Source organism: Gordonia alkaliphila, from assembly GCF_023017165.1.
Taxonomy (GTDB): Bacteria; Actinomycetota; Actinomycetes; order Mycobacteriales; family Mycobacteriaceae; genus Gordonia; species Gordonia alkaliphila.
In genome coordinates, this window is record NZ_JALKBW010000001.1 from 1,855,173 (window position 1) to 1,874,760 (window position 19,588).

A 19,588-nucleotide genomic window follows, 5' to 3' on the forward strand; every position below is an offset into this window, starting at 1 on the left:
GCAAAACCTAGCAAATGCTTGGTAGGTTAAGCTAGCGACATGACCGCACAGAGTTCGTCGATCGACCTCGCCGATCGCAGTGTCGACCTCGGCAAATGGGCCGACGCCACGCCGGACGCCGCCGCCGTGTTCACCGCCGCGGTGCGCGACTGGCTCGCACAGAATCTGACCGGGAGGTTCGCCGATCTGCGCGGACGCGGCGGGCCGGGCAGTGAGCACGAGTTCTTCGCCGAGCGCCTGGAATGGGATCGGCATCTCGCCGCCGCCGGCTGGACCTGCCTCGGCTGGCCCGTCGAGCACGGCGGCCGCGGAGCCACCATCGAGCAGCGCATCCTGTTCCACCAGGAGTACGCCCGCGCGAACGCCCCGGCGCGCGTGAACCACCTCGGCGAGGAACTGCTCGGACCGACGCTCATCGAGTACGGCACGCCGGAGCAGCAGGCGCGCTTCCTGCCCGGCATCGTGGGCGCCACCGAACTGTGGGCCCAGGGCTACTCGGAGCCGGGTGCCGGCAGCGACCTCGCCGGTGTGGCCACCTCGGCCGTCCTCGACGACGGCCGGTGGGTGATCAACGGCCAGAAGATCTGGACCTCGCTCGCGCACCTGTCGCAGTGGGCGTTCGTCATCGCCCGCACCGAGAAGGGTTCCACCCGGCACCACGGACTCAGCTTCCTGCTGGTGCCGCTGGATCAGCCGGGCGTCACCATCCGGCCGATCCAGCAGATCACCGGCACCAGCGAGTTCAACGAGGTCTTCTTCGACGACGCGGTGACCGACGCCGACCTGATCGTCGGCGCGCCCGGCGACGGCTGGAAGGTCGCGATGGGCCTGCTGCAGTTCGAGCGCGGCGTCTCCACGCTCGGCCAGCAGGTGGGCTTCGCGCGCGAACTGGAGAACCTCGTCGACCTGGCGAAAGCCAATGGCGCCGTGGACGATCCGGAGATCGCGAGCCGCCTGCGTCGCGCCAAGGTCGGGCTGATGGTGATGGAGGCCAACGCTCGCCGCACCCTCGCCGGCGACATCGTCTCCGAAGCCGGCGCCGCCTCGGTGGCCAAGCTGCTGTGGGCCAACTGGCACCGCGACCTCGGCCAGCTCGCCATCGACGTGGTCGGTGCGCCCGGGCTCCTCGGGCCGGACCAGACCTCCGAGGGGCGCGTCAACGACATCTACGACCCCGAGCACGTCGAACTCGACGAGTGGCAACGACTCCTGCTGTTCACGCGCGCCGACACCATCTACGGCGGCTCCAACGAAGTGCAGCGCAACATCATCGCCGAGCGCGTGCTCGGCCTTCCCCGAGAGGCCCGCCCATGAGTTCCGATCGTCCCGTTTCGCCGCTGGCCACCCCGCCCGAGGAGATCGGCGGCCACAACCTGCTGGCCGGCAAGAAGGCCGTCGTCACCGCCGCGGCCGGTACCGGCATCGGTTTCGCCACCGCGCGCCGCCTCCTGCTCGAGGGCGCCGACGTGCTGATCTCCGACTTCCATGAGCGTCGCCTCGGCGAGACCGCCGAGACCCTCGCCGCCGAGTTCAGCGCCGATCGGGTCAGCACCTTCGTCTGCGACGTCTCCAGCACCGAGCAGGTCGACGCCCTGATCGACGCTGCCGCCGCGCAGCTCGGCCGCATCGACGTGCTGGTGAACAACGCCGGCCTCGGCGGCGAGACCCCGGTCGCGGACATGACCGACGAGCAGTGGGACCGCGTCCTGGACATCACGCTCACCAGCACCTTCCGCGCCACCCGCGCGGCGCTGCGCTACTTCCGCGACGCCCCGCACGGCGGCATCATCGTCAACAACGCCTCGGTGCTCGGTTGGCGCGCGCAGCGCGGCCAGGCCCACTACGCGGCCGCCAAGGCCGGCGTCATGGCGCTCACCCGCTGCTCGGCGGTGGAAGCGGCGGACTACGGCGTGCGCATCAACGCCGTTTCGCCGTCGATCGCCCGCCACCCGTTCCTGGCCAAGGTCACCAGCGACGAACTGCTCGACGAGCTCGCCTCCCGCGAGGCCTACGGCCGCGCCGCCGAGGTCTGGGAGATCGCCGCGACCATCGCCATGCTGGCCTCCGACTACACCACCTACCTGACCGGTGAAGTGGTCTCCATCTCCAGTCAGCGCGCCTGACTTCCCAACCCTTCTGCTGCTGAATCCTGTTGCTACCGAGGAGCTTTCCTGATGTCTGACACCCGCACTTCCGGCCCCCAGGCCTACATCGTCGACGCGATCCGAACCCCGGTCGGCAAGCGCGGCGGCGCCCTCGCGGAGGTCCATCCCGCCGATCTGGGCGCCCACGTGATCTCGGCGATCGTCGAGCGCACCGGCATCGATCCGGAGGTGGTCGACGACGTGGTCTTCGGCTGCGTCGACACCATCGGCCCGCAGGCGGGCAACATCGCCCGCACCGCGTGGCTGGCCGCGGGCATGCCGCTCGGCGTGCCCGGCACCACTGTCGACCGGCAGTGCGGTTCCAGCCAGCAGGCCATCCACTTCGCGGCGCAGGCCGTGATGAGCGGCACCCAGGACGTGGTGCTGGCCGGTGGCGTGCAGAACATGAGCGCCATCCCGATCAGCCAGGCCATGATCGCCGGGCAGCAGTTCGGCTTCACCACGCCGACCGCCGAGTCGAAGGGCTGGACCGCGCGCTTCGGCGACGCCGAGATCAGCCAGTTCGTCGGCGCCGACATGATGGCTAAGAAGTGGGACATCTCCCGCCGGGAGATGGAGGAGTGGGCGCTGCAGAGCCATGAGCGCGCCTTCGCCGCGATCGCCGAAGGGCGATTCGACAACGAGATCGTGCCGGTCGGCGACTTCGCCGTCGACCAGTGCCCGCGCCAGTCGAGCCTGGAGAAGATGGCCACCCTGGACGTCCTGATGGAGGGCTCGGATCTGACCGCGGCGATGGCCTCGCAGATCTGCGACGCGGCGTCGGCCACCCTGGTGGTCTCCGAGGACGCGCTGGAGCGCTACGGCCTCACCCCGCGCGCCCGCATCCACCACATGACCGTCCGCGGCGACGATCCGGTGATGATGCTGTCGGCACCGATCCCGGCCACCAAGCACGCACTCGCCAAGACCGGCATGTCGATCGACGACATCGACGTCGTCGAGATCAACGAGGCCTTCGCGCCGGTGGTGCTGGCCTGGCTCAAGGAGACCGGCGCCGATCCGGCCAAGGTCAACCCGAACGGCGGCGGTATCGCGCTCGGCCATCCGCTCGGCGCGACCGGCGCCAAGCTGTTCGCCACCATGCTCAACGAGCTCGAGCGCACCGGCGGCCGCTTCGGTCTGCAGACCATGTGCGAGGGCGGCGGCACCGCCAACGTGACCATCATCGAGCGGCTCGGCTGAGCGCTCGATCGGGACCCGTAACAGGACTTATGTGATCTGCTTCATGCCTGCGGTAGCATGAGAGACGAAGGCACTGTTTTGTCCCAGGGCCTCACTATCAATCACGGGGAAACGTGGAGGGTCGAATGACCAAGCCTGCAGATGTGACCGTGCGCGCCGGAGACAAGGTGTCTTCTGAGGCGCACACCATGACCGAACTGCTCGAGATTCAGCGAGCCGCATTCCTGCGGGACGGCATTCCCGACGTGCGCACGCGCGTCGACCGGATCAACCGTCTCGGCCAGCTGCTGCTCGACAACGAGAAAGCGATCTGCGAGGCGCTCGACGCGGACTTCGGCACCCGCCCGCGCGAGCTGTCGGTGGCCGCCGACATCGCCGGCACCATGATCGACCTCACTCACCAGCGTCGCCACGTGGCCGAGTGGATGGCCGAGACCAACGTCGCCAAGCTGCAGGGCATGCTGGGCTTCAAGCAGCGTCTGCGCCACGACCCGCTCGGCGTGGTCGGCGTGATGGGGCCGTGGAACTTCCCGCTGAACCTGACCTTCGTGCCCGCCGGTTCCGCGTTCGCCGCCGGTAACCGCGTCCTGATGCGCCCGTCGTCGATCACCGCGAAGACCACCGATCTGATCGCGAGCCTGGCACCGGACTACTTCAACGTCGACGAGCTCGCGGTGATCACCAGCAAGCACGGCGGCGGTTCGGAGTTCGCCAAGCTCGACGTGGACCACATGTTTTTCACCGGCTCGCCCGAGGTGGGCGCCTCGGTGGCGCAGGAGGCGGCCAAGCGGCTAACCCCGGTCACCCTGGAGCTCGGCGGCAAGAACCCGGCCGTCGTGGACCCGGACACCGACATCACCGAGGCGGCCAACTTCCTGGCCGACGCTCGCATGATCAACGGCGGCCAGGTGTGCCTGTGCCCGGACTACGTCTTCGTGCCCGAGGGCAAGGTCGGCGAGTTCACCGAGAAGGTGCTCGCGCGCTGGACCGCGAACTACCCGACGATCGTCGAGAATTCGCAGTACACGTCGACCATCAACGACAAGAACTACCAGCGCATCGTCGGCCTGATCGACGACGCGGTGGAGCTCGGCGCCACCAAACACCAGGTCGCGCCCGCCGGTGAGGAATTGCCGAACGCGGCCAAGCGGAAGATCGCCCCGACGCTGCTGACCGACGTCAAGGCCGGCATGAAGATCGAAGAGGACGAGGTCTTCGGTCCGGTGCTGACGGTGTATCCGTACCGCGCGCTGTCCGAAGCGGTCGACAAGATCAACGCGGCCGGCCACCCGCTGACCCTGTACTGGGTCGGCAAGGACAACGAGAACCTGCAGTACATCGCCGACCACACCCGCAGCGGTTCGATCAGCGGCAACGACTTCGGTCTGCACCTGGTCTCCGGTGGCCTGCCGTTCGGCGGCGTCGGCCGCTCGGGCATGGGCAACTACCACGGCGAGTTCGGGTTCCGGACCTTCAGTCATCCGCGTGCGGTGACGGTCTCGACCCTGCCGATCAAGTTCGCCGAGGTCATGGCGGCGCCGTTCACCAAGAGCGACGTCCGGATGACCAACGGCCAGCTGAAGTTCTGGAAGTTCCTGAACGGACGCGCGTCGCGCAAGTCGGCCCGCGGCTGACGATCGCTGTCCCGGCGCCCCGGCGAGTACTGCTCGCCGGGGCGCCGTGCTGTCCAGTTCCGGGCTCGTCTCCGCGATCCCAAGCAAGCACTTGCTAGGGTAGGAGGCAAAGGGAGGTGTGCTCATGGCGGGAAAGACGACCACCGGCGGATCGCGTCGCGACGAACTACTCGGCATCGCGGGCGAACTGTTCGCCGATCGGGGCCTGCGCTCGACGACGGTCCGCGACATCGCCGATGCCGCGGGCATCCTCTCGGGCAGCCTGTACCACCACTTCGACTCCAAGGAGTCGATGGTCGATGAGCTGCTCCGCGGCTTCCTGGACGAGCTGTTCGAGCGCTACCGCACCATCTCCGAGGCCGGCCTGTCGGCGGCTGACGCGTTGCGCCAGTTGGTGATCGCGTCGTTCGAGTCGATCGATGCGCGGCACACGGCGGTGGCCATCTACCAGAACGAGGCGCGGCAGCTGGCCGGCCAGGAGCGCTTCGAGTACATCGGTGAGCGCAACGTCGAGTTCCGTCACCTGTGGGAATCGGTGCTGCGACGGGGCGTCGACGACGGTGAGTTCCGGGCCGATCTCGACGTCGACCTGGTCTACCGCTTCCTGCGCGACACCGTCTGGGTGGCCGTGCGCTGGTACCGGCCCGGCGGCGGCAAGCCGGTGGACCTGGTGGCCGATCAGTATCTGTCGGTGGTGCTCGACGGAATCCTGCCCCGCCCGTGACAGTTCGGTTAATCACAATTTACTGATTAGTGGCTGTACTCGCGCGTAGGTTTGTGAGACAGCGCATACTGGGCCGCATGAGTGAACACGCCGCTGCAATCAGCACCCAGATCGACGACTGGCTCGCGGTCTACGACACCGCCGACTCCGACGCGGCCTACCTCCTCGTCGACCGGCACGACCCCGCCCGCGTCGCCTTCACCCAGATCGAGGTGGGCGCCGACGGAGAACTGCTCACCGAAGACCTCACCTACGGGCAGCTCGCCGACCAGTCGCGGCGCCTCGCGACCGCGCTCGCGGCGCGCGGGATCGGCCGCGGCGACACCGTCGGCGTGCTGATGGGTAAGCGGTCCGAGCTCGTGGTGTCGCTGCTGGCGATCGCCCGCCTCGGCGCGGTCTACATTCCCCTGTTCACCGCCTTCGCCACCCCGGCCATCGAGATGCGACTGACCGGCGGCGCCGCGAAGCTCGTGATCACCGAACCCAGCCAGGTGGACAAGGTCAAGGGTCTCGAGGGCGTCGAGACGCTGGTGGCCGGACCCGAGTTCGACGCGCTCATCGCCGACAGCGAGCCGCTCGCGGAGTCGGTCGCCGTGGGCGGCGACGGCATGCTGGTGCTGCTGTTCACCAGCGGTACCACCGGCAACCCGAAGGGCGTGCCGGTGCCGGTGCGCGCACTGGCCGGCTTCCACGCGTACATGCACTACGGCCTGGACGTGTCCGACGACGACGTCTACTGGAACGCCGCCGACCCCGGCTGGGCCTACGGCCTCTACTACGGCATCCTCGGTCCGCTGGCCATCGGCCAGCGGAACCTGCTGCTGCACGCGGGCTTCTCGCCGGAGGTCTTCGTCAAGGTCCTCGGCGAGCTCGGCGTCACCAACCTGGCGTCGGCGCCGACGGTGTACCGCAGCCTGTCCAACAACCCGTCGATCACCGGCTTCGGCCTGCGTCGCGCGTCGTCGGCGGGTGAGCCGCTGACGCCCGACGTGGTGTCGTGGGCGGTCGGCGCGCTGGGCTGCGAGGTCCGCGACCATTACGGCCAGACCGAGCACGGCATGTTCATCAACAACCACTGGCACGACGACGTGCGCAAGCCGGTGATTCCCGGCTCGATGGGCTTCTCGATGCCCGGCTTCACCTGCGGCATCGAGCGCGGTGAGATCGCCATCGACACCGCGGCCAGCCCGCTGATGTGGTTCACCGGCTACCTCGACGCACCGGAGAAGACGGCCGAGCGGTTCACCGGGCCCGACCGCACCGGCTGGTACCTCACCGCCGACGCCGGTCGTCAGGAGGAGGACGGTCGCTTCTACTTCACCGCGCGCGACGACGATGTGATCATCATGGCCGGCTACCGCATCGGACCGTTCGACGTGGAGAGCGTCCTGATCACCCACCCGTCAGTGATCGACGTGGCCGTGGTGGGCCGCCCCGACCAGCTGCGCGGCGAGGTCCTCGAGGCGTTCTGCGTGCTGGCCGACGGCGTGGTGGGCGACGACGCCCTCGAGCAGGAACTGCAGGTGCTGGTCAAGGAGGGCTTCGCGGCCCATGCCTACCCGCGCGCCGTGCACTTCGTCGACGAACTGCCGAAGACCCCGAGCGGCAAGATCCAGCGCTTCAAGCTGCGCCAGAACTAGTCGCTGCCGCGTCGGTTTCCGTTCCGCCCGTCGGTTTCGGTTGGGCCCGTCGTTCTAGAACGACGGGGCCGGCCGAAATCGGCAGGGGGAGCCGAAACCGGCGGGTCAGCGGCGGCGGGACGACGTGACGGTGAACTTGCCGTTCCGGGCGACCTGCCGGGTGGAGCCGATCATCTTCTCCAGGGACGGGCGGTACTGCAGGTGCGAGTTCCACACGCACCACAGTTCGCCGCCCGGGGCCAGGGCCCGCGCGGCCTCGGCGAACAGGTGCCGGGCGATGGCCGTCGACACCGCCGCGTCGTTGTGGAACGGCGGATTGAGCAGCACCAGTTCGGCGGTGCCGTCGGCGACGGTCTCCAGGCCGTCGGCGCGGACCACCTCGACGCGGTCGCTCAGCTGATTGGCGGCCGCGGTCCAGGTGGCGGAGTCGACGGCCGCCGCGGAACGGTCGACGGCCAGGACACGGAGGTCCGGGTTCGCCGTGGCGAGGGCGGCGGCGATGAGACCGGTGCCGCAGCCGAGGTCCACCGCGGTGGCGGTCTTGGGCAGTCGCGCCAGATTCTGGAGCAGGAACCGCGTGCCGATGTCGACCTTGGTGCCGGCGAAGACGCCGCCGTAGGCGGCCACCCGCAGGCCGATGTCGGGATGATCGGCGGTGCGAGGCCAGGCGCCGAGCACGGCGCGTGCCGCCTCCGGTCGGGCGCCGGTCGCGGTGAGCACGCGTGACTTCTGCCGGGCGTGACTGACGTCGACCCGGTCGAAGACGGTGCGCAGGACGTCGTTCATCGACACCGACATGTGCTTGATCCGGCCACCGGCGATCACCGTGACGCTCGGGTCGGCGAAGGCGGCGATCAGGCCCGCGACCTCGGCGAGCCGATCCACCGACCGTGGCAGTCGCAACAGCACCGTGGTGGCCCCGGCGAACAGTTCCGGGCCCAGCGGCAGCGACGTGTAGCGGTCCGTCAGGCCGCGTGCCTCGGCGGCCGCGGCCAGCGCGCGTTCACCGGTGATCAGGTCCTGGTGGACGCGAATCTGCTGCGCCCCGCGCTCGGCGGCGCCCAGCGTGAGGGCGCCCGCGACGTCGTCGATCACCACGAGACGCCCGGCGGGCGTGGCCGCGATGACGGCGGCGGCCTCGTCGAGGAGCAGGCGGTCGGCGGCATCGGCATCGGTGGCGGGGCGTCTGGGGTGGGCGGTTGCGCGGGGATTCCACGATGCGGAGCCTACCGAGCCAGGGGCGTTCGGCGCCGACCGCGTCGGTAGAATCCGAGGGTGCTCGAGCGGTTCGGGCGGGGAAGGCGAAGGCATGCGACGACGGACCCCGATGGTGTGGAGTGCTGCGGTGGTGAGCGCGGCGACGCTGCTGGTCGGCTGCTCCGTCGACGGCTCCGCCGAGCGCGAACCCGGTGTCCCGGACGCCGCGGGTGCGACGACGTCGGCGGCCGCCACGAGCGCGGCTCCCAAGACTTCGACCGCGAAGACGTCGGCCGAGCAGAGTTCGGCGGCGAAGAGCTCCACCGCGTCGTCGCGGACATCGTCGGAATCGGCTCCGTCGACGGCGAGCGGAGTGGCCGACAAGGCGATGACGATGAGCTGCGACACTTACAAGGGACTGACTCCCAGCGAGCAGAAGGAAGTGGTGGTCGAGATCGGCAAGCAGCTGAACAAGAAGCAGCTCGTCGAGAACGAACGGTCGTGGGCGATCGTCAACACCTTCTGCGCTGGCGGGCGGGTCCGCGACAGCCCGGGCGTGCGCGACTCCGAATAGTCGACCGACGCAACGCGACTGCCCCCGTTCCGGGAAACCGGAACGGGGGCAGTCGTTTTCGCGTGGCGCGGTGTGATCAGGCCAGTCGGGACAGCATGCCGAGGCGGTCGTGCGCCTGCGTCATCACCGACTGGATCAGCTCGTCGCAGCTGGGCAGATCGTCGATCATGCCGACCACCTGACCGGACGCCAGGACGCCGGCCTCGGTGTTGCCGTCGACCAGTCCGGCCTTCAGCAGCATCGGGGTGTTGCCTGCCATGATGATCTGCTGCCAGGTGCGGTCACCCGAGCTCTTCATGGTGCGACCGTCGCGGAGCATGGTGGTCCAGCGCATGCCGGTGAGCTGCTTGAACTCGTTGGCATTGCGCGCGGCGGCGATGAGAGCCTTGGCGCGCGAACCGCTTTCGAGCGCCGCCACCAGTTCGGTGCGCAGCACGCGGTGCGGCATGCCGTCGACCTTCACCGAGACCACGGTGTCTTGCAGACCCCGCTTGAGGTACTCCTGCTTGACGCTCTCCGGCACAGCCGAATCCGAGGTCAGCAGAAACCGGGTGCCCATCGCGATGCCGTCGGCACCGTAGGCCAGCGCGGCCACCAGGCCGCGGCCGTCGAAGAAACCGCCCGCGGCGATCACCGGGATCGACGTGGGGCCGTTCTGCCCGCCGAGGGCGTCGATCACCGACGGCAGCAGCAGCGAGGTGGCCACCGGGCCGGTGTGCCCGCCGCCTTCGCCGCCCTGCACGATCACGGCGTCGGCGCCCCACGAGGCCACCTTCACCGCGTGCTTGGCCGCACCGATCGACGGCACCACCACTGAGCCCGCGTCCTTGAGCTTGGCGATCAGCTCCGGCTTCGGGGCCAGCGCGAACGAGGCCACCTTCACGCCCTCGCGGATCATCAGATCCACCCGCTCGGGCGCGTCGGTCGCGTCGGCGCGCAGATTCACGCCGAACGGTCGGTTGGTGAGCGACTTGGTCTTGCGGATCGCTCCCTCGAGCTCGGCGTAGGTCATCGTCGCCGAGGCGAGGATGCCCAGGCCGCCCGCGTTCGCGGTGGCCGCGGTCAGCGACGGACCGGAGACCCAGCCCATGCCGGTCTGGACGATCGGGTACTCCACCCCGACCATCTCGGTGAAGCGGGTGGAGAGGGCGGCTGCTCTCATGCGCGGACCTCACGGTCGCGGAACGACCGCGGATCCAGATCCTCGCGGATCAGCTTGAGCTGCTCGGCGGTCGGGGCCGCGGTGACCGGGGCGGTGTCGAGATCGGCGACCGGGAAGCCGGTGTTCTCGGCGACCTGCGCAGGCGTGACGCCCGGGTGCAGGGACAGCGCCCGCATGGTGTGGTCGGGGCCGCCGAAGTCGAAGACGCCCAGATTGGTGACGACGCGATGGATGTTCAGGTCGTCGTAGGCCGGGTTCGCCGGATCCACCTTGTCGAAGCCGACGCCGCAGACGATGTCGACGGTCTCGGTGAACACGCGCGTGCTGTGCTTGGGCACCCAGTAGCTGGTCGCGTGGTTGATGGTGTTGCCGGGCGCGCCGCGCAGACCGAACATCTGGCGGGTCGGCTGCTGCAGCGGACCGAACGCCGAGAGGTTCTGGTTGCCGTAGCGGTCGATCTGGTTGGCGCCCATCACCACGTGGCGACGGCCGGAGGCCACCACGTCGAACACCTTGCGGAACGGCATCCAGCCTTCGACCGGGCCCACCTTGCCGATGGCCGGGGTGTCGGCCAGGATCAGCGCGTTGCCGTCGGTGATCAGCAGGTCCTGCTCATTGGTCAGCCGGGCCAGGCGGGCGCCCAGCAGCGGCATGGTGGCCATCGGGGAGGCCATGATCTCGCCCGCGCCGGTGAAGATGTCCGCGCACGCGGTGACGCAGTACTCGGCCAGGGTGGCGTCGGTGGTGTTCTCGCTCATCGAGCTTCCTCCTGCTGTTCCGCGTGCCACGCGGTCACTTCGTTCTGGTAGGTGGCCTCGTCGACGTCGAGGAACCGCTGCTGGAAGGCGGCCCAGGTCTCCGGGTCGCCGGCGGAGGCGACGTAGAACTTCTGGAAGGCCTCGTCGCGGTCGTAGCCGCCGGCGAAGGTGAAGTGCGCACCGTTGGGGGCGTGCACCACGCGGTCGACGTTCATCCGGTTGACGATCAGGCGCTCGCGCGGCACGGCGTCGACCAGTTCGGCGGTGCTGACCAGCTGGTCCACCTCGACGTAGCGGCGCTCGGCGGCGGCCAGGTACAGGTCGTCGAAGTACGGGTCGATGCCGGTGTAGGCGGCGTTGCCGTGAACGTCGGCGATGTCCAGGTGCACGAACGCGGCGTCCAGCTTGAGCGCCGGCATGGCGATCAGCGTCTGGGTGCGGCCGTCGGCGTCCGGGTACGGCGACTCGATGGTCTTGAGCTCGCCCTCCCAGAAGGCCGACACGTCCGAGCCGAGGCCGGCGCGGATCGGCAGGAACGGCACGCGCGAAGCGGCGGCCTCCAGGCCGCACTTGATCATGCCCTCGTCCATCTCGCGCGATTCGATGGCGCCGGTGGTGCGGGCCTTGGCGAACCACGGGTCGTAGAACGGCGCCGAGTCCAGGGACACGAAGCCGTAGTAGGCACGCTTGACCTTGTCGGCCGCGCACAGCAGGCCGATGTCGGCGCCGCCGTAGGCCACCACGGTCAGATCCTTGAGGTCGGACCGGGCCAGGGCGCGGACCAGCGCCATCGGCTTGCGCCGACCGCCCCAGCCGCCCAGGCCGATGGTCATTCCGTCTTCCAGATCGCCGATGACCTCATCGAGCGAACTCGTCTTATCCCGCGCCATGGTCAGCGCTCTCCCTTCGGCTTGCCCGTTTCGACGTATGCGTCACGGTGCTCGTCGGCCACTCCGGCCAGGTTCAGTTCGTAGGTGTACCGCTGCTCCAGCAGGTAGCTCTTCTTCACATCGACCGGATCGATGTTGTTGATGGCGGCCTTGGCCGCGCGGATCACCCGGGTGTCCTTGACGGCGATCTTGCGCGCCACCTCGAGGGCGGTCTCGAGCAGCTGCTCGGCGGGCACCACGCGGTACACCGAGCCGAAGTGCTCGAGCTGCTCGGCGCTGATGTTCTGCGCGGTGAAGTACAGCGTCCGCATCATGTGCGTGGGCACCAGGCGGGCGAGGTGCGTGGCTGCGCCGAGCGCGCCGCGGTCCACCTCGGGCAGACCGAAGACGGCGCCTTCGGCGGCGACGATCACGTCGGAGTTGCCCACCAGGCCGATGCCGCCGCCCACGCAGAAGCCCTGCACGGCGGAGATCACCGGGACGGCGCAGTCGTACACGGCGGAGAAGGCTGCGGCGCAGCCCAGGTTGGCGCCGACGAGGGCGTCGAAGCCCTCGGTCGCCTGCATCTCCTTGATGTCGACGCCGGCGTTGAAGCCGCGGCCGGACGCCGTGAGGATCACGACGTGGGTGGTCGGGTCTGCTCCGGCGGCGAGGATCGTCTCGGCCAGCTCGAACCAGGCGGCGCTGGGCAGGGCGTTGACCGGGGGATAGTCGACATTGACGACGACGATGCCGTCCTCGGGACGGGCGGTGCTGATCGGCACTCCTGGGCTCCTTCCGGGGCTCCATTACGGCACCAAGCAAATGCTTGGTTGTTTGGTAGAGTAGCACCATGACTGAAGCTGTGCACGAGGCCGGACTCGGCCTCGCTGGTAAGACCGTCCTGGTCACGGGTGGTGTGCGCGGAGTGGGTGCGGGCATCGCGCAGGTGCTGGCCGACCTCGGCGCCCATCCCGTGGTGTGTGCGCGCCGCCCGGGCGACGTCGACTTCGAGTTCCTGTCGTGCGATGTGCGCGATCCCGACGCCGTCGCCGCGATGATCGCCGAGATCGTGGACCGTCACGGGCGGCTCGACGGCGTGGTGAACAACGCGGGCGGCTCGCCGTTCGCGATGGCGGCCGACGCCTCGGACAACTACACCGCCAAGATCATCGGGCTCAATCTGCTCGCGCCGATGACCGTGGCCCGCGCTGCGCACGCGGTGATGGTGAACCAGGACGGCGGCGGCGCGATCGTCAACGTGTCCAGCGTCAGCGGCCACCGGCCGTCGCCGGGCACCGCCGCCTACGGTGCGGCCAAGGCCGGGCTCGACAACCTGACCACCTCGCTCGCCGTCGAGTGGGCGCCCGCCGTCCGCATCAACTCGGTGGTGGCCGGTCCGGTGCAGACCGAGGCGTCCCACCTGCACTACGGCGACGACGACGGCATCGCCGCCGTCGGCCGCACCATTCCGATGGGCCGCCTGGCGCAGCCGGTCGACATCGGCAACGCGGTGGCCTTCCTGCTCTCGCCGATGGCGGAGTTCATCACCGGCTCCACGCTGACCGTGCACGGCGGCGGCGAGAAGCCCGCCTTCCTGGATGCCGCGAACGCCGGCAACGACGTCTGACAAGTTCCGTAAGAGAGAGTGGAAAACTTTGAGTAACAAGGGAAATGAAGGTCGGGTCGTCATCGTCACCGGCGCCGGCCAGGGCATCGGACGCGAGCATGCGCTCGCCTTCGCCGCCGACGGCGCGGCCGTGGTGGTCAACGACTACGCCGCCGACGCCGCGACCGCGGTGGCCGCGGAGATCGTGGCCGCAGGCGGCCGCGCGGTGGCCGCGCCCGGCGACGTGGCCGACTGGGCCGACGGCGAGCGCATCGTCGCCACGGCGATCGCCGAGTTCGGCGGCCTCGACGTGCTGGTGAACAACGCCGGCTTCGTCCGCGACCGCATGCTGATCTCGCTGTCCGAGGACGAGTGGGATTCGGTGGTGCGGTGCACCTCAAGGGGCACTTCGTCCTGCTGCGGCACGCCGGTGCGTACTGGCGGAGCGAGGCCAAGGCGGGCAACGCGCGCCAGGCTCGGGTCATCAACACCTCGTCCGGTGCGGGCATCTTCGGCTCGGTGGGGCAGGGCAACTACGCGGCCGCCAAGGCCGCCATCGCCGAGCTGACCATTCAGGCCGCCGCCGAACTCGGCGGCTACGGCGTGACGGTCAACGGCATCGCCCCGGCCGCGCGCACGCAGATGACGATGGGCGCCGGCGACGCGATGGCCGCGCAGATGGCCGCGCCCGCCGACGGCTCGTTCGACTCCATGGACCCGGCCAACATCTCCCCGCTGGTGGTCTGGCTGGGCTCGCCCGGCTCCGCCGACGTGACCGGCCGACTGTTCGAGGTGGAGGGCGGCGTCATCACGGTGCTCGACGGCTGGCAGCGCGCCGCGTCGATCGACAAGGGTGCCCGCTGGGAGCAGGACGAGCTCGGTGCGGCGGTCGCCGACCTGATCGAGAAGTCCCCGACACAGGTCAAGCCCTATGGCGCTCGCTGACGACGACAAGGTCGCCGCGGCCAAGGCGTACGTCGATGCGCTGGTGAGCCACGATGCGACCCACGTGCGACTGCACCCGGACTGCACGCGCACCGAACTGGGGATCAAGACCGGACGCAGCGGCGGGCACATCGCCCGCAGTCTGACGTTCGGGCCGCAGTTCCGGCTCATCCATCAGGTCAGCGACTTCTCCGCGACCGTCGACGGCGATCGAGTCGACACCAGTTACCTGGTGCACGTGCAGCCGAAGTTCCTGCGGTTGTCCTCGCGGGTCACCGAGAGCTTCGACTTCGACGAGGTCGGGCGCATCACGAAGATCATCGCCACCTTCTCCGCGCCCGTTCGCGGCTGAGCGACCGACGACAGCGGCGCCGGAACCCCGATCGGGGTTCCGGCGCCGCTGTCGTTGTTCGTGGGCTCAGGCGCCGGGGGCGCGCACCACCATGGGGACGCCCGGGAAGTACATCGCCATCTCCGAGCGCGACTTGCGGAGCGCTGCGGTGCCGAAGCCGTGCTTGCGCTGGCCCGGACGGATCCAGATGCGGACGTCCACCTCGCCGTCGGACAGTTCGCCGAATACCAGGCCGACCTTGGCGTCGCCTTCGAGGGCCACGAGCCAGACGGCGTCCTCGTTGTCCACGCGCGCCACGCCCTTGGCGATCTCGTCGGACAGTGCGCCGGAGGGGGCACCGGAGCCGTCGGCTGCCAGGCCCAACTCCTCGGTCCGCTCGGACAGGATGTCCTCGTCGGCGTCGGCGGAGAACGGGCGGAGATCCAGGGTTTCGCCGGCGGCGGCCGGACGGTCGGCGGCGGTGAAGGTGATCGCGGCGTTGAGATCGTCGAGCTCGGCCTGGTTCTTACGGCGCTGATCCTTCGTGAGCTGGTGGAAGCTCATGTTCAGCACGGCTTCGACGCCGAGCGGCGAGGTGCCGAGGAGTTCGGCGATCGCGGACACGGCGGCGGCGCGGTCGTCGGAATCGACCACGACGTCGAGAACCTCGTGTCGACGCTCCAGTGCGGTGAGCAGAGCTTCGGTCATTTCACGTCGGGCGGTCGCCTTGTCCACATCAATCATGCTTTCGATCGTAGGCCGAAATCGGCTGGCGCGGTGGGCTTGTAGCGAGATGTTTACGTACCGCCCTATCGTCAAACTGAAACACGTTCTAGTGTGAATGCATGGCTGAGAATGTGACTCACGAGTTGACTGACGAGTACCTGCGAACGGGCGTGCACCTGGGCGACCTGATGGTGTCGGCGCTGAAGCGACATGCGGATGCGCAGGTGCTGAGCATCGGTGACCAAGATCTCACCGGTCGCGAGATGGCCGACGCGATCAGCCGGTATGTGCAGGCCTTCGAATCGGTCGGTGCCGGCACCGGCACCGCGGTGGGGCTGCTCGCGTTGAACCGCCCCGAGGTGCTGCTGGTCATCGGTGCCGGGCAGACGCAGGGCTGGCGACGTACCGCGCTGCACCCGCTCGGCTCGCTCGACGACCACGCGTACGTGCTCAACGACGCCGGGGTCGCCACGCTGGTGATCGACCCGGTGCCCAGCTTCGTGGAGCGGGCCGTCGGCCTGCTGGAGAAGGTGCCCGGCCTGGAGCGGATCCTGACGCTCGGCCCGGTGCCGGCGGAACTGGCCGAGGTCGGCGTCGACATCATCGCCGAGGCGGACAAGTACGCGGCGCAGCCGCTGACCGCCAAGATCCTCGACCCCGAGCACGTCGTCTCCATCACCTACACCGGCGGCACCACCGGCAAGCCCAAGGGCGTTATCGGCACCGCGCAGGCGATGGCCACCATGACGTCGATCCAGCTCGCCGAGTGGGAGTGGCCCGACCGCCCCCGTTTCCTGATGTGCACGCCGCTCTCGCACGCGGGCGCCGCCTTCTTCGTGCCGACCCTGATGAAGGGCGGCAGCATGGTGGTGCTGAGCAAGTTCGATCCGGCCGAGGTGCTGGCGACCATCGAGCGGGAGAAGATCACCGCCACCATGCTGGTGCCGTCCATGCTCTACGCGCTGATGGACCACCCGGACTCGAAGACCCGCGACCTGAGCTCGCTGCAGACCGTCTACTACGGCGCCTCCGCGATCAACCCGGTGCGGCTGGGCGAGGCCATCGAACGCTTCGGGCCGATCTTCGCGCAGTACTTCGGACAGTCCGAGGCACCCATGGTGATCAGCTACCTCCGCAAGGACGAGCACACCCCGGAACGTCTGGCCAGCTGCGGTCGGCCGTCGGCGTTCCTGCGCACCGCGCTGCTCGACGACGAGGGCAATCGGGTCCCGCAGGGCGAGCCGGGCGAGATCTGCGTGTCCGGTCCGCTGCTGGCCGGCGGCTACCTGGGGCTGCCGGAGCAGACCGCCGAGGCCTTCCGCGACGGCTGGCTGCGCACCGGCGACGTCGCGCGCGAAGATGCCGACGGCTTCTGGTACATCGTCGACCGCACCAAGGACATGATCGTCACCGGCGGCTTCAACGTCTTCCCGCGCGAAGTGGAAGACGTGATCGCCGAGCATCCGGCCGTCGCGCAGGTCGGCGTGATCGGTGTGCCCGACGAGAAGTGGGGCGAGGCGGTGACCGCGGTGGTGGTGCTCCGCGAGGAGGCCGACGACGCCGGTCGCGCCGCGGTGACCGCGGCGATCCAGTCGGCGGTCAAGGACCGCAAGGGCGCCGTGCAGTCGCCCAAGACCGTCGTCTACATCGACGCGCTGCCGCTGACCGGGCTGGGCAAGCCGGACAAGAAGGCGTTGCGGGCACAGTTCGCCTGACCTACGAGTTCGCCTGACTCGCGGCGCCGCACGTCAGCTTCTGGGGCGTGCGGTGCGCCGGGGCGGCCCGGTCCGCACCGCCTGGCGGTGCGGGCTGTGTACGCCGAGCTGATGGCCGGTGGCCTCGAGCCAGTCGGCGATGGGCGTGGCGAGTTCACCGGTCAGCATCCGGCACATCGAGTAGGCGATGCGGGCGCCCTGGAGTTTGGCGAGATCAGCCTTGGGGCCGGCGTGCCGATCGTCGATCGTGGTGTGCCACAACGTCAGCCAGCGTTCGAAATGACGAGGCTCCAAGTGCGCGAGCTGGTGCAGCTCGCGGTGCGGCTCGAAGACGTTGTTGCGGTACTCGCCCTCTTTGAGGATCGCCTTGCACCAGAAATCGGTGATGGCGGGCAGATGCTTGGACAGGTCCATCTGCGCGATGTCGACGAAAACCGGGCCGAGCAAGTCGTCGGCGAAGGCCCGGAGATAGAAATCGCCGAGCAGCTCGACGACCTCGGCGCGGTCGGCGAGGTCGCGGGGGTCGGACCTGCTCATGCCTCGACCCTACGCGTGCGCGTCGGGCCGAGGCATGGGCGTTAAGGCCGTGGTTCGCAGACCACCACCGGGATGTCTCGCTCGGTCCATGCGTCATAGGTGTCGTAGTCGGCGTAGACGTCGACGAGCTTGGCCCACAACGCTTCTCGCTCCGCGCCGGTGGCGGTGCGGGCACGGAGGGGATACTTGTCGCGGCCGAGCTGGATCTCCACGTCCGGGTTCGCGACGAGGTTCAGATACCAGGCCGGGTGGTTCGCCAGTCCGCCCTGCGACGCGACGACGACGAAGGCGTCGCCCTCGCGCAGGTAGATCAGCGGCGCGGTCCGCGGCTGTCCGCTCTTGCGGCCCGTGGTGGTCAGCAGGCAGACCGGCGCGGGTTTGCGCAGGCCCGCACCGACCCGCCACCGGTTGCCGAGTCGTCCGCCGGACAGCCGGTACATGCCGGTGTTCAGGCGGGAGCCGACCTTGATGAGGGTCGCGACGATCGGGGAGTCCAGTTGGGCGGGTCGGTTCTGCGGGTCCATGGCGGTTAGATGCGCTCCAGAATCGTGGCGGTCGACAGGGCGCCGCCGGCACACATGGTGACCAGCGCGGTCTGCTGATCGCTGCGCTCGAGCTCGTGCAGAGCGGTGGTGATCAAGCGGGCGCCGGTGCTGCCGACCGGGTGGCCGAGGGCGATCGCGCCGCCGTTGACGTTCACCTTGTCCATGTCCGGGTTGTGCACGCGCGCCCACGACAGGACCACCGCGGCGAAGGCCTCGTTGATCTCGACGAGGTCGATGTCGGACATGCTCATGCCGGACTTGGCGAGCACGCGCTCGGTGGCCTGCACCGGGCCGTCGAGGTGGTAGTACGGCTCGGCGCCGACGAGGGCCTGCGACTTGATACGTGCGCGCGGGGTGAGCCCCAGCTCGCGGGCGCGGTCGGAATCCATGATCAGCACGGCGGCGGCGCCGTCGGAGATCTGCGACGACGTGCCGGCGGTGTGGATGCCGCCTTCGACGACCGACTTGAGCGCGCTGAGGGTCTCCAGGGTGGTCTCGCGCAGGCCCTGGTCGCGGTTCACGGTGAGCGTCTCGCCGGTGAGCTCGCCCTCGCGGGTGCGCTCGGGTGCGGTCATGGTCAGCACCTCGCGGTCGAACCGACCCTCCTCCCAGGCGCGCTTGGCGTTCTGCTGGCTGCGCACGCCCAGGGCGTCGACCTCGGCGCGGGTGATGCCCCGTCGTTCCGCGATGCGCTCGGCGGCGGCGAACTGGTCGGGCATGTCGATGCTCCACGACTCCGGGCGACGCGGGCCCGCGTGGGTACCGACGTTGGCGCCGAGGGGCACGTGCGACATGCACTCGACGCCGCAGCTCATGCCGACGTCGATGGCGCCGGTGGAGATCAGGCCGGCGATCAGGTGGGTGGCCTGCTGGGCCGAGCCGCACTGGCAGTCGACGGTGGTGGCACCGGTCTGCCAGGGCAGGCCGGCGTGCAGCCATGCGGTGCGGGTGACGTTGTTGCCCTGTTCGCCGACCTGCATCACGGCGCCGCCGATCACCTGCTCCACCAGGAGCGGATCGATGCCAGCGCGTTCGATCACACCGGTCTGAGCTGCGCCGAGGATCTCCGCGGCATGCAGGCCGGAGAGCCAGCCGTTGCGCTTGCCGATCGGGGTCCGTGCCGCTTCGACGATTACCGGGTCGCCCATGATGTGCCTTCCTGAAGGGTGGAAACTGAGAATATCCACAAAACTAGAACAGGTTCTTGTCACCTTTCAAGCAGTGTGGCACAGTCGTCAGTACCAAAACTGTAACCAGTTCTCATTCGGAGAACTG

General features: G+C 69.2%; 19 protein-coding genes and 1 pseudogene. 11 read left to right on the forward strand and 9 right to left on the reverse strand.

What is annotated here, in order from left to right:
- Positions 1 to 39: 39 nt before the first annotated feature.
- The 6 genes from MUG78_RS08335 to MUG78_RS08360 all read left to right on the forward strand — a co-directional run bounded on the left by MUG78_RS08335 (position 40) and on the right by MUG78_RS08360 (position 7,345).
- Positions 40 to 1,314 carry an acyl-CoA dehydrogenase family protein gene (locus tag MUG78_RS08335; protein ID WP_246993780.1) on the forward strand — a complete coding sequence of 425 codons (1,275 nt, stop codon included), beginning with the start codon at positions 40 to 42 and terminating at the stop codon, positions 1,312 to 1,314.
- Positions 1,311 to 2,123: an SDR family oxidoreductase gene (locus MUG78_RS08340; RefSeq protein ID WP_246993782.1), complete on the forward strand. Its 813-nt coding sequence runs from the start codon at positions 1,311 to 1,313 to the stop codon at positions 2,121 to 2,123. Before MUG78_RS08335 ends, MUG78_RS08340 begins: the two co-directional genes overlap by 4 nt.
- 51 nt (positions 2,124 to 2,174) lie before the next feature.
- Entirely contained in the window at positions 2,175 to 3,347 is a 1,173-nt protein-coding gene (locus MUG78_RS08345) for an acetyl-CoA C-acetyltransferase (protein ID WP_246993784.1), read from the forward strand.
- A gap of 125 nt (positions 3,348 to 3,472) precedes the next feature.
- On the forward strand, positions 3,473 to 4,981 hold the full coding sequence (locus MUG78_RS08350) for an aldehyde dehydrogenase family protein (RefSeq protein WP_246993786.1): 1,509 nt from the start codon (positions 3,473 to 3,475) through the stop codon (positions 4,979 to 4,981).
- Between the two features lie 124 nt (positions 4,982 to 5,105).
- Positions 5,106 to 5,705, forward strand: coding sequence for a TetR/AcrR family transcriptional regulator (locus MUG78_RS08355; protein WP_246993788.1), 600 nt, complete (start codon positions 5,106 to 5,108; stop codon positions 5,703 to 5,705).
- A gap of 77 nt (positions 5,706 to 5,782) precedes the next feature.
- Positions 5,783 to 7,345: an AMP-binding protein gene (locus tag MUG78_RS08360; protein ID WP_246993790.1), complete on the forward strand. Its 1,563-nt coding sequence runs from the start codon at positions 5,783 to 5,785 to the stop codon at positions 7,343 to 7,345.
- A gap of 105 nt (positions 7,346 to 7,450) precedes the next feature.
- Here the strand turns inward: MUG78_RS08360 and MUG78_RS08365 are convergent, their stop codons facing one another.
- Positions 7,451 to 8,926 carry a methyltransferase gene (locus MUG78_RS08365; protein ID WP_246993792.1) on the reverse strand — a complete coding sequence of 492 codons (1,476 nt, stop codon included), beginning with the start codon at positions 8,924 to 8,926 and terminating at the stop codon, positions 7,451 to 7,453.
- Between the two features lie 10 nt (positions 8,927 to 8,936).
- On the opposite strand from MUG78_RS08365, the gene MUG78_RS08370 reads away from it, so the two are divergent.
- On the forward strand, positions 8,937 to 9,116 hold the full coding sequence (locus MUG78_RS08370) for a hypothetical protein (protein ID WP_246993794.1): 180 nt from the start codon (positions 8,937 to 8,939) through the stop codon (positions 9,114 to 9,116).
- Positions 9,117 to 9,192: 76 nt separating this feature from the next.
- Here the strand turns inward: MUG78_RS08370 and MUG78_RS08375 are convergent, their stop codons facing one another.
- The 4 genes from MUG78_RS08375 to MUG78_RS08390 are packed head-to-tail and all read right to left on the reverse strand — an operon-like array spanning position 9,193 to position 12,690.
- Complete coding sequence (locus MUG78_RS08375; RefSeq protein WP_246993796.1) at positions 9,193 to 10,278, reverse strand: NAD(P)H-dependent flavin oxidoreductase; 1,086 nt, start codon at positions 10,276 to 10,278, stop codon at positions 9,193 to 9,195.
- Positions 10,275 to 11,036: a CoA-transferase subunit beta gene (locus MUG78_RS08380; protein ID WP_246993798.1), complete on the reverse strand. Its 762-nt coding sequence runs from the start codon at positions 11,034 to 11,036 to the stop codon at positions 10,275 to 10,277. The genes MUG78_RS08375 and MUG78_RS08380 overlap by 4 nt, the downstream gene beginning before the upstream one ends.
- Entirely contained in the window at positions 11,033 to 11,926 is an 894-nt protein-coding gene (locus MUG78_RS08385) for a CoA transferase subunit A (RefSeq protein ID WP_246993800.1), read from the reverse strand. The genes MUG78_RS08380 and MUG78_RS08385 overlap by 4 nt, the downstream gene beginning before the upstream one ends.
- A 2-nt stretch (positions 11,927 to 11,928) precedes the next feature.
- The gene (locus MUG78_RS08390) at positions 11,929 to 12,690 is read right to left on the reverse strand and encodes an enoyl-CoA hydratase family protein (protein WP_246993802.1); all 762 of its coding nucleotides are present in this window, start codon (positions 12,688 to 12,690) and stop codon (positions 11,929 to 11,931) included.
- A 68-nt stretch (positions 12,691 to 12,758) separates the two neighbouring features.
- Here MUG78_RS08390 and MUG78_RS08395 point away from each other — a divergent pair, with 68 nt between their 5' ends.
- From MUG78_RS08395 to MUG78_RS08405, 3 genes and pseudogenes are all read left to right on the forward strand, one after another.
- Positions 12,759 to 13,535 (forward strand): SDR family oxidoreductase, encoded by a 777-nt coding sequence (locus MUG78_RS08395; protein ID WP_246993804.1) that lies wholly within the window; start codon positions 12,759 to 12,761, stop codon positions 13,533 to 13,535.
- Positions 13,536 to 13,563: 28 nt separating this feature from the next.
- A pseudogene (locus MUG78_RS08400) lies at positions 13,564 to 14,459 on the forward strand (SDR family oxidoreductase).
- A complete protein-coding gene (locus tag MUG78_RS08405) occupies positions 14,446 to 14,811 on the forward strand; it encodes a DUF8021 domain-containing protein (protein WP_246993806.1) in 366 nt (121 codons plus the stop codon). The pseudogene MUG78_RS08400 and the gene MUG78_RS08405 overlap by 14 nt, the downstream one beginning before the upstream one ends.
- Positions 14,812 to 14,877: 66 nt before the next feature.
- Here MUG78_RS08405 and MUG78_RS08410 read toward each other — a convergent pair whose 3' ends face one another.
- Positions 14,878 to 15,534, reverse strand: coding sequence for a GNAT family N-acetyltransferase (locus tag MUG78_RS08410; protein ID WP_246993808.1), 657 nt, complete (start codon positions 15,532 to 15,534; stop codon positions 14,878 to 14,880).
- Positions 15,535 to 15,635: 101 nt separating this feature from the next.
- Here MUG78_RS08410 and fadD8 point away from each other — a divergent pair, with 101 nt between their 5' ends.
- Complete coding sequence (fadD8, locus tag MUG78_RS08415; protein WP_246993810.1) at positions 15,636 to 17,231, forward strand: fatty-acid--CoA ligase FadD8; 1,596 nt, start codon at positions 15,636 to 15,638, stop codon at positions 17,229 to 17,231.
- A 33-nt stretch (positions 17,232 to 17,264) separates the two neighbouring features.
- On the opposite strand, the gene MUG78_RS08420 is transcribed toward fadD8, so the two are convergent.
- The 3 genes from MUG78_RS08420 to MUG78_RS08430 are packed head-to-tail and all read right to left on the reverse strand — an operon-like array spanning position 17,265 to position 19,461.
- Entirely contained in the window at positions 17,265 to 17,768 is a 504-nt protein-coding gene (locus tag MUG78_RS08420) for a group III truncated hemoglobin (protein WP_246993812.1), read from the reverse strand.
- Positions 17,769 to 17,809: 41 nt separating this feature from the next.
- Positions 17,810 to 18,292, reverse strand: coding sequence for a nitroreductase family deazaflavin-dependent oxidoreductase (locus MUG78_RS08425; RefSeq protein WP_246993814.1), 483 nt, complete (start codon positions 18,290 to 18,292; stop codon positions 17,810 to 17,812).
- A gap of 5 nt (positions 18,293 to 18,297) precedes the next feature.
- On the reverse strand, positions 18,298 to 19,461 hold the full coding sequence (locus MUG78_RS08430) for a steroid 3-ketoacyl-CoA thiolase (RefSeq protein WP_246993816.1): 1,164 nt from the start codon (positions 19,459 to 19,461) through the stop codon (positions 18,298 to 18,300).
- Positions 19,462 to 19,588 lie beyond the last annotated feature (127 nt).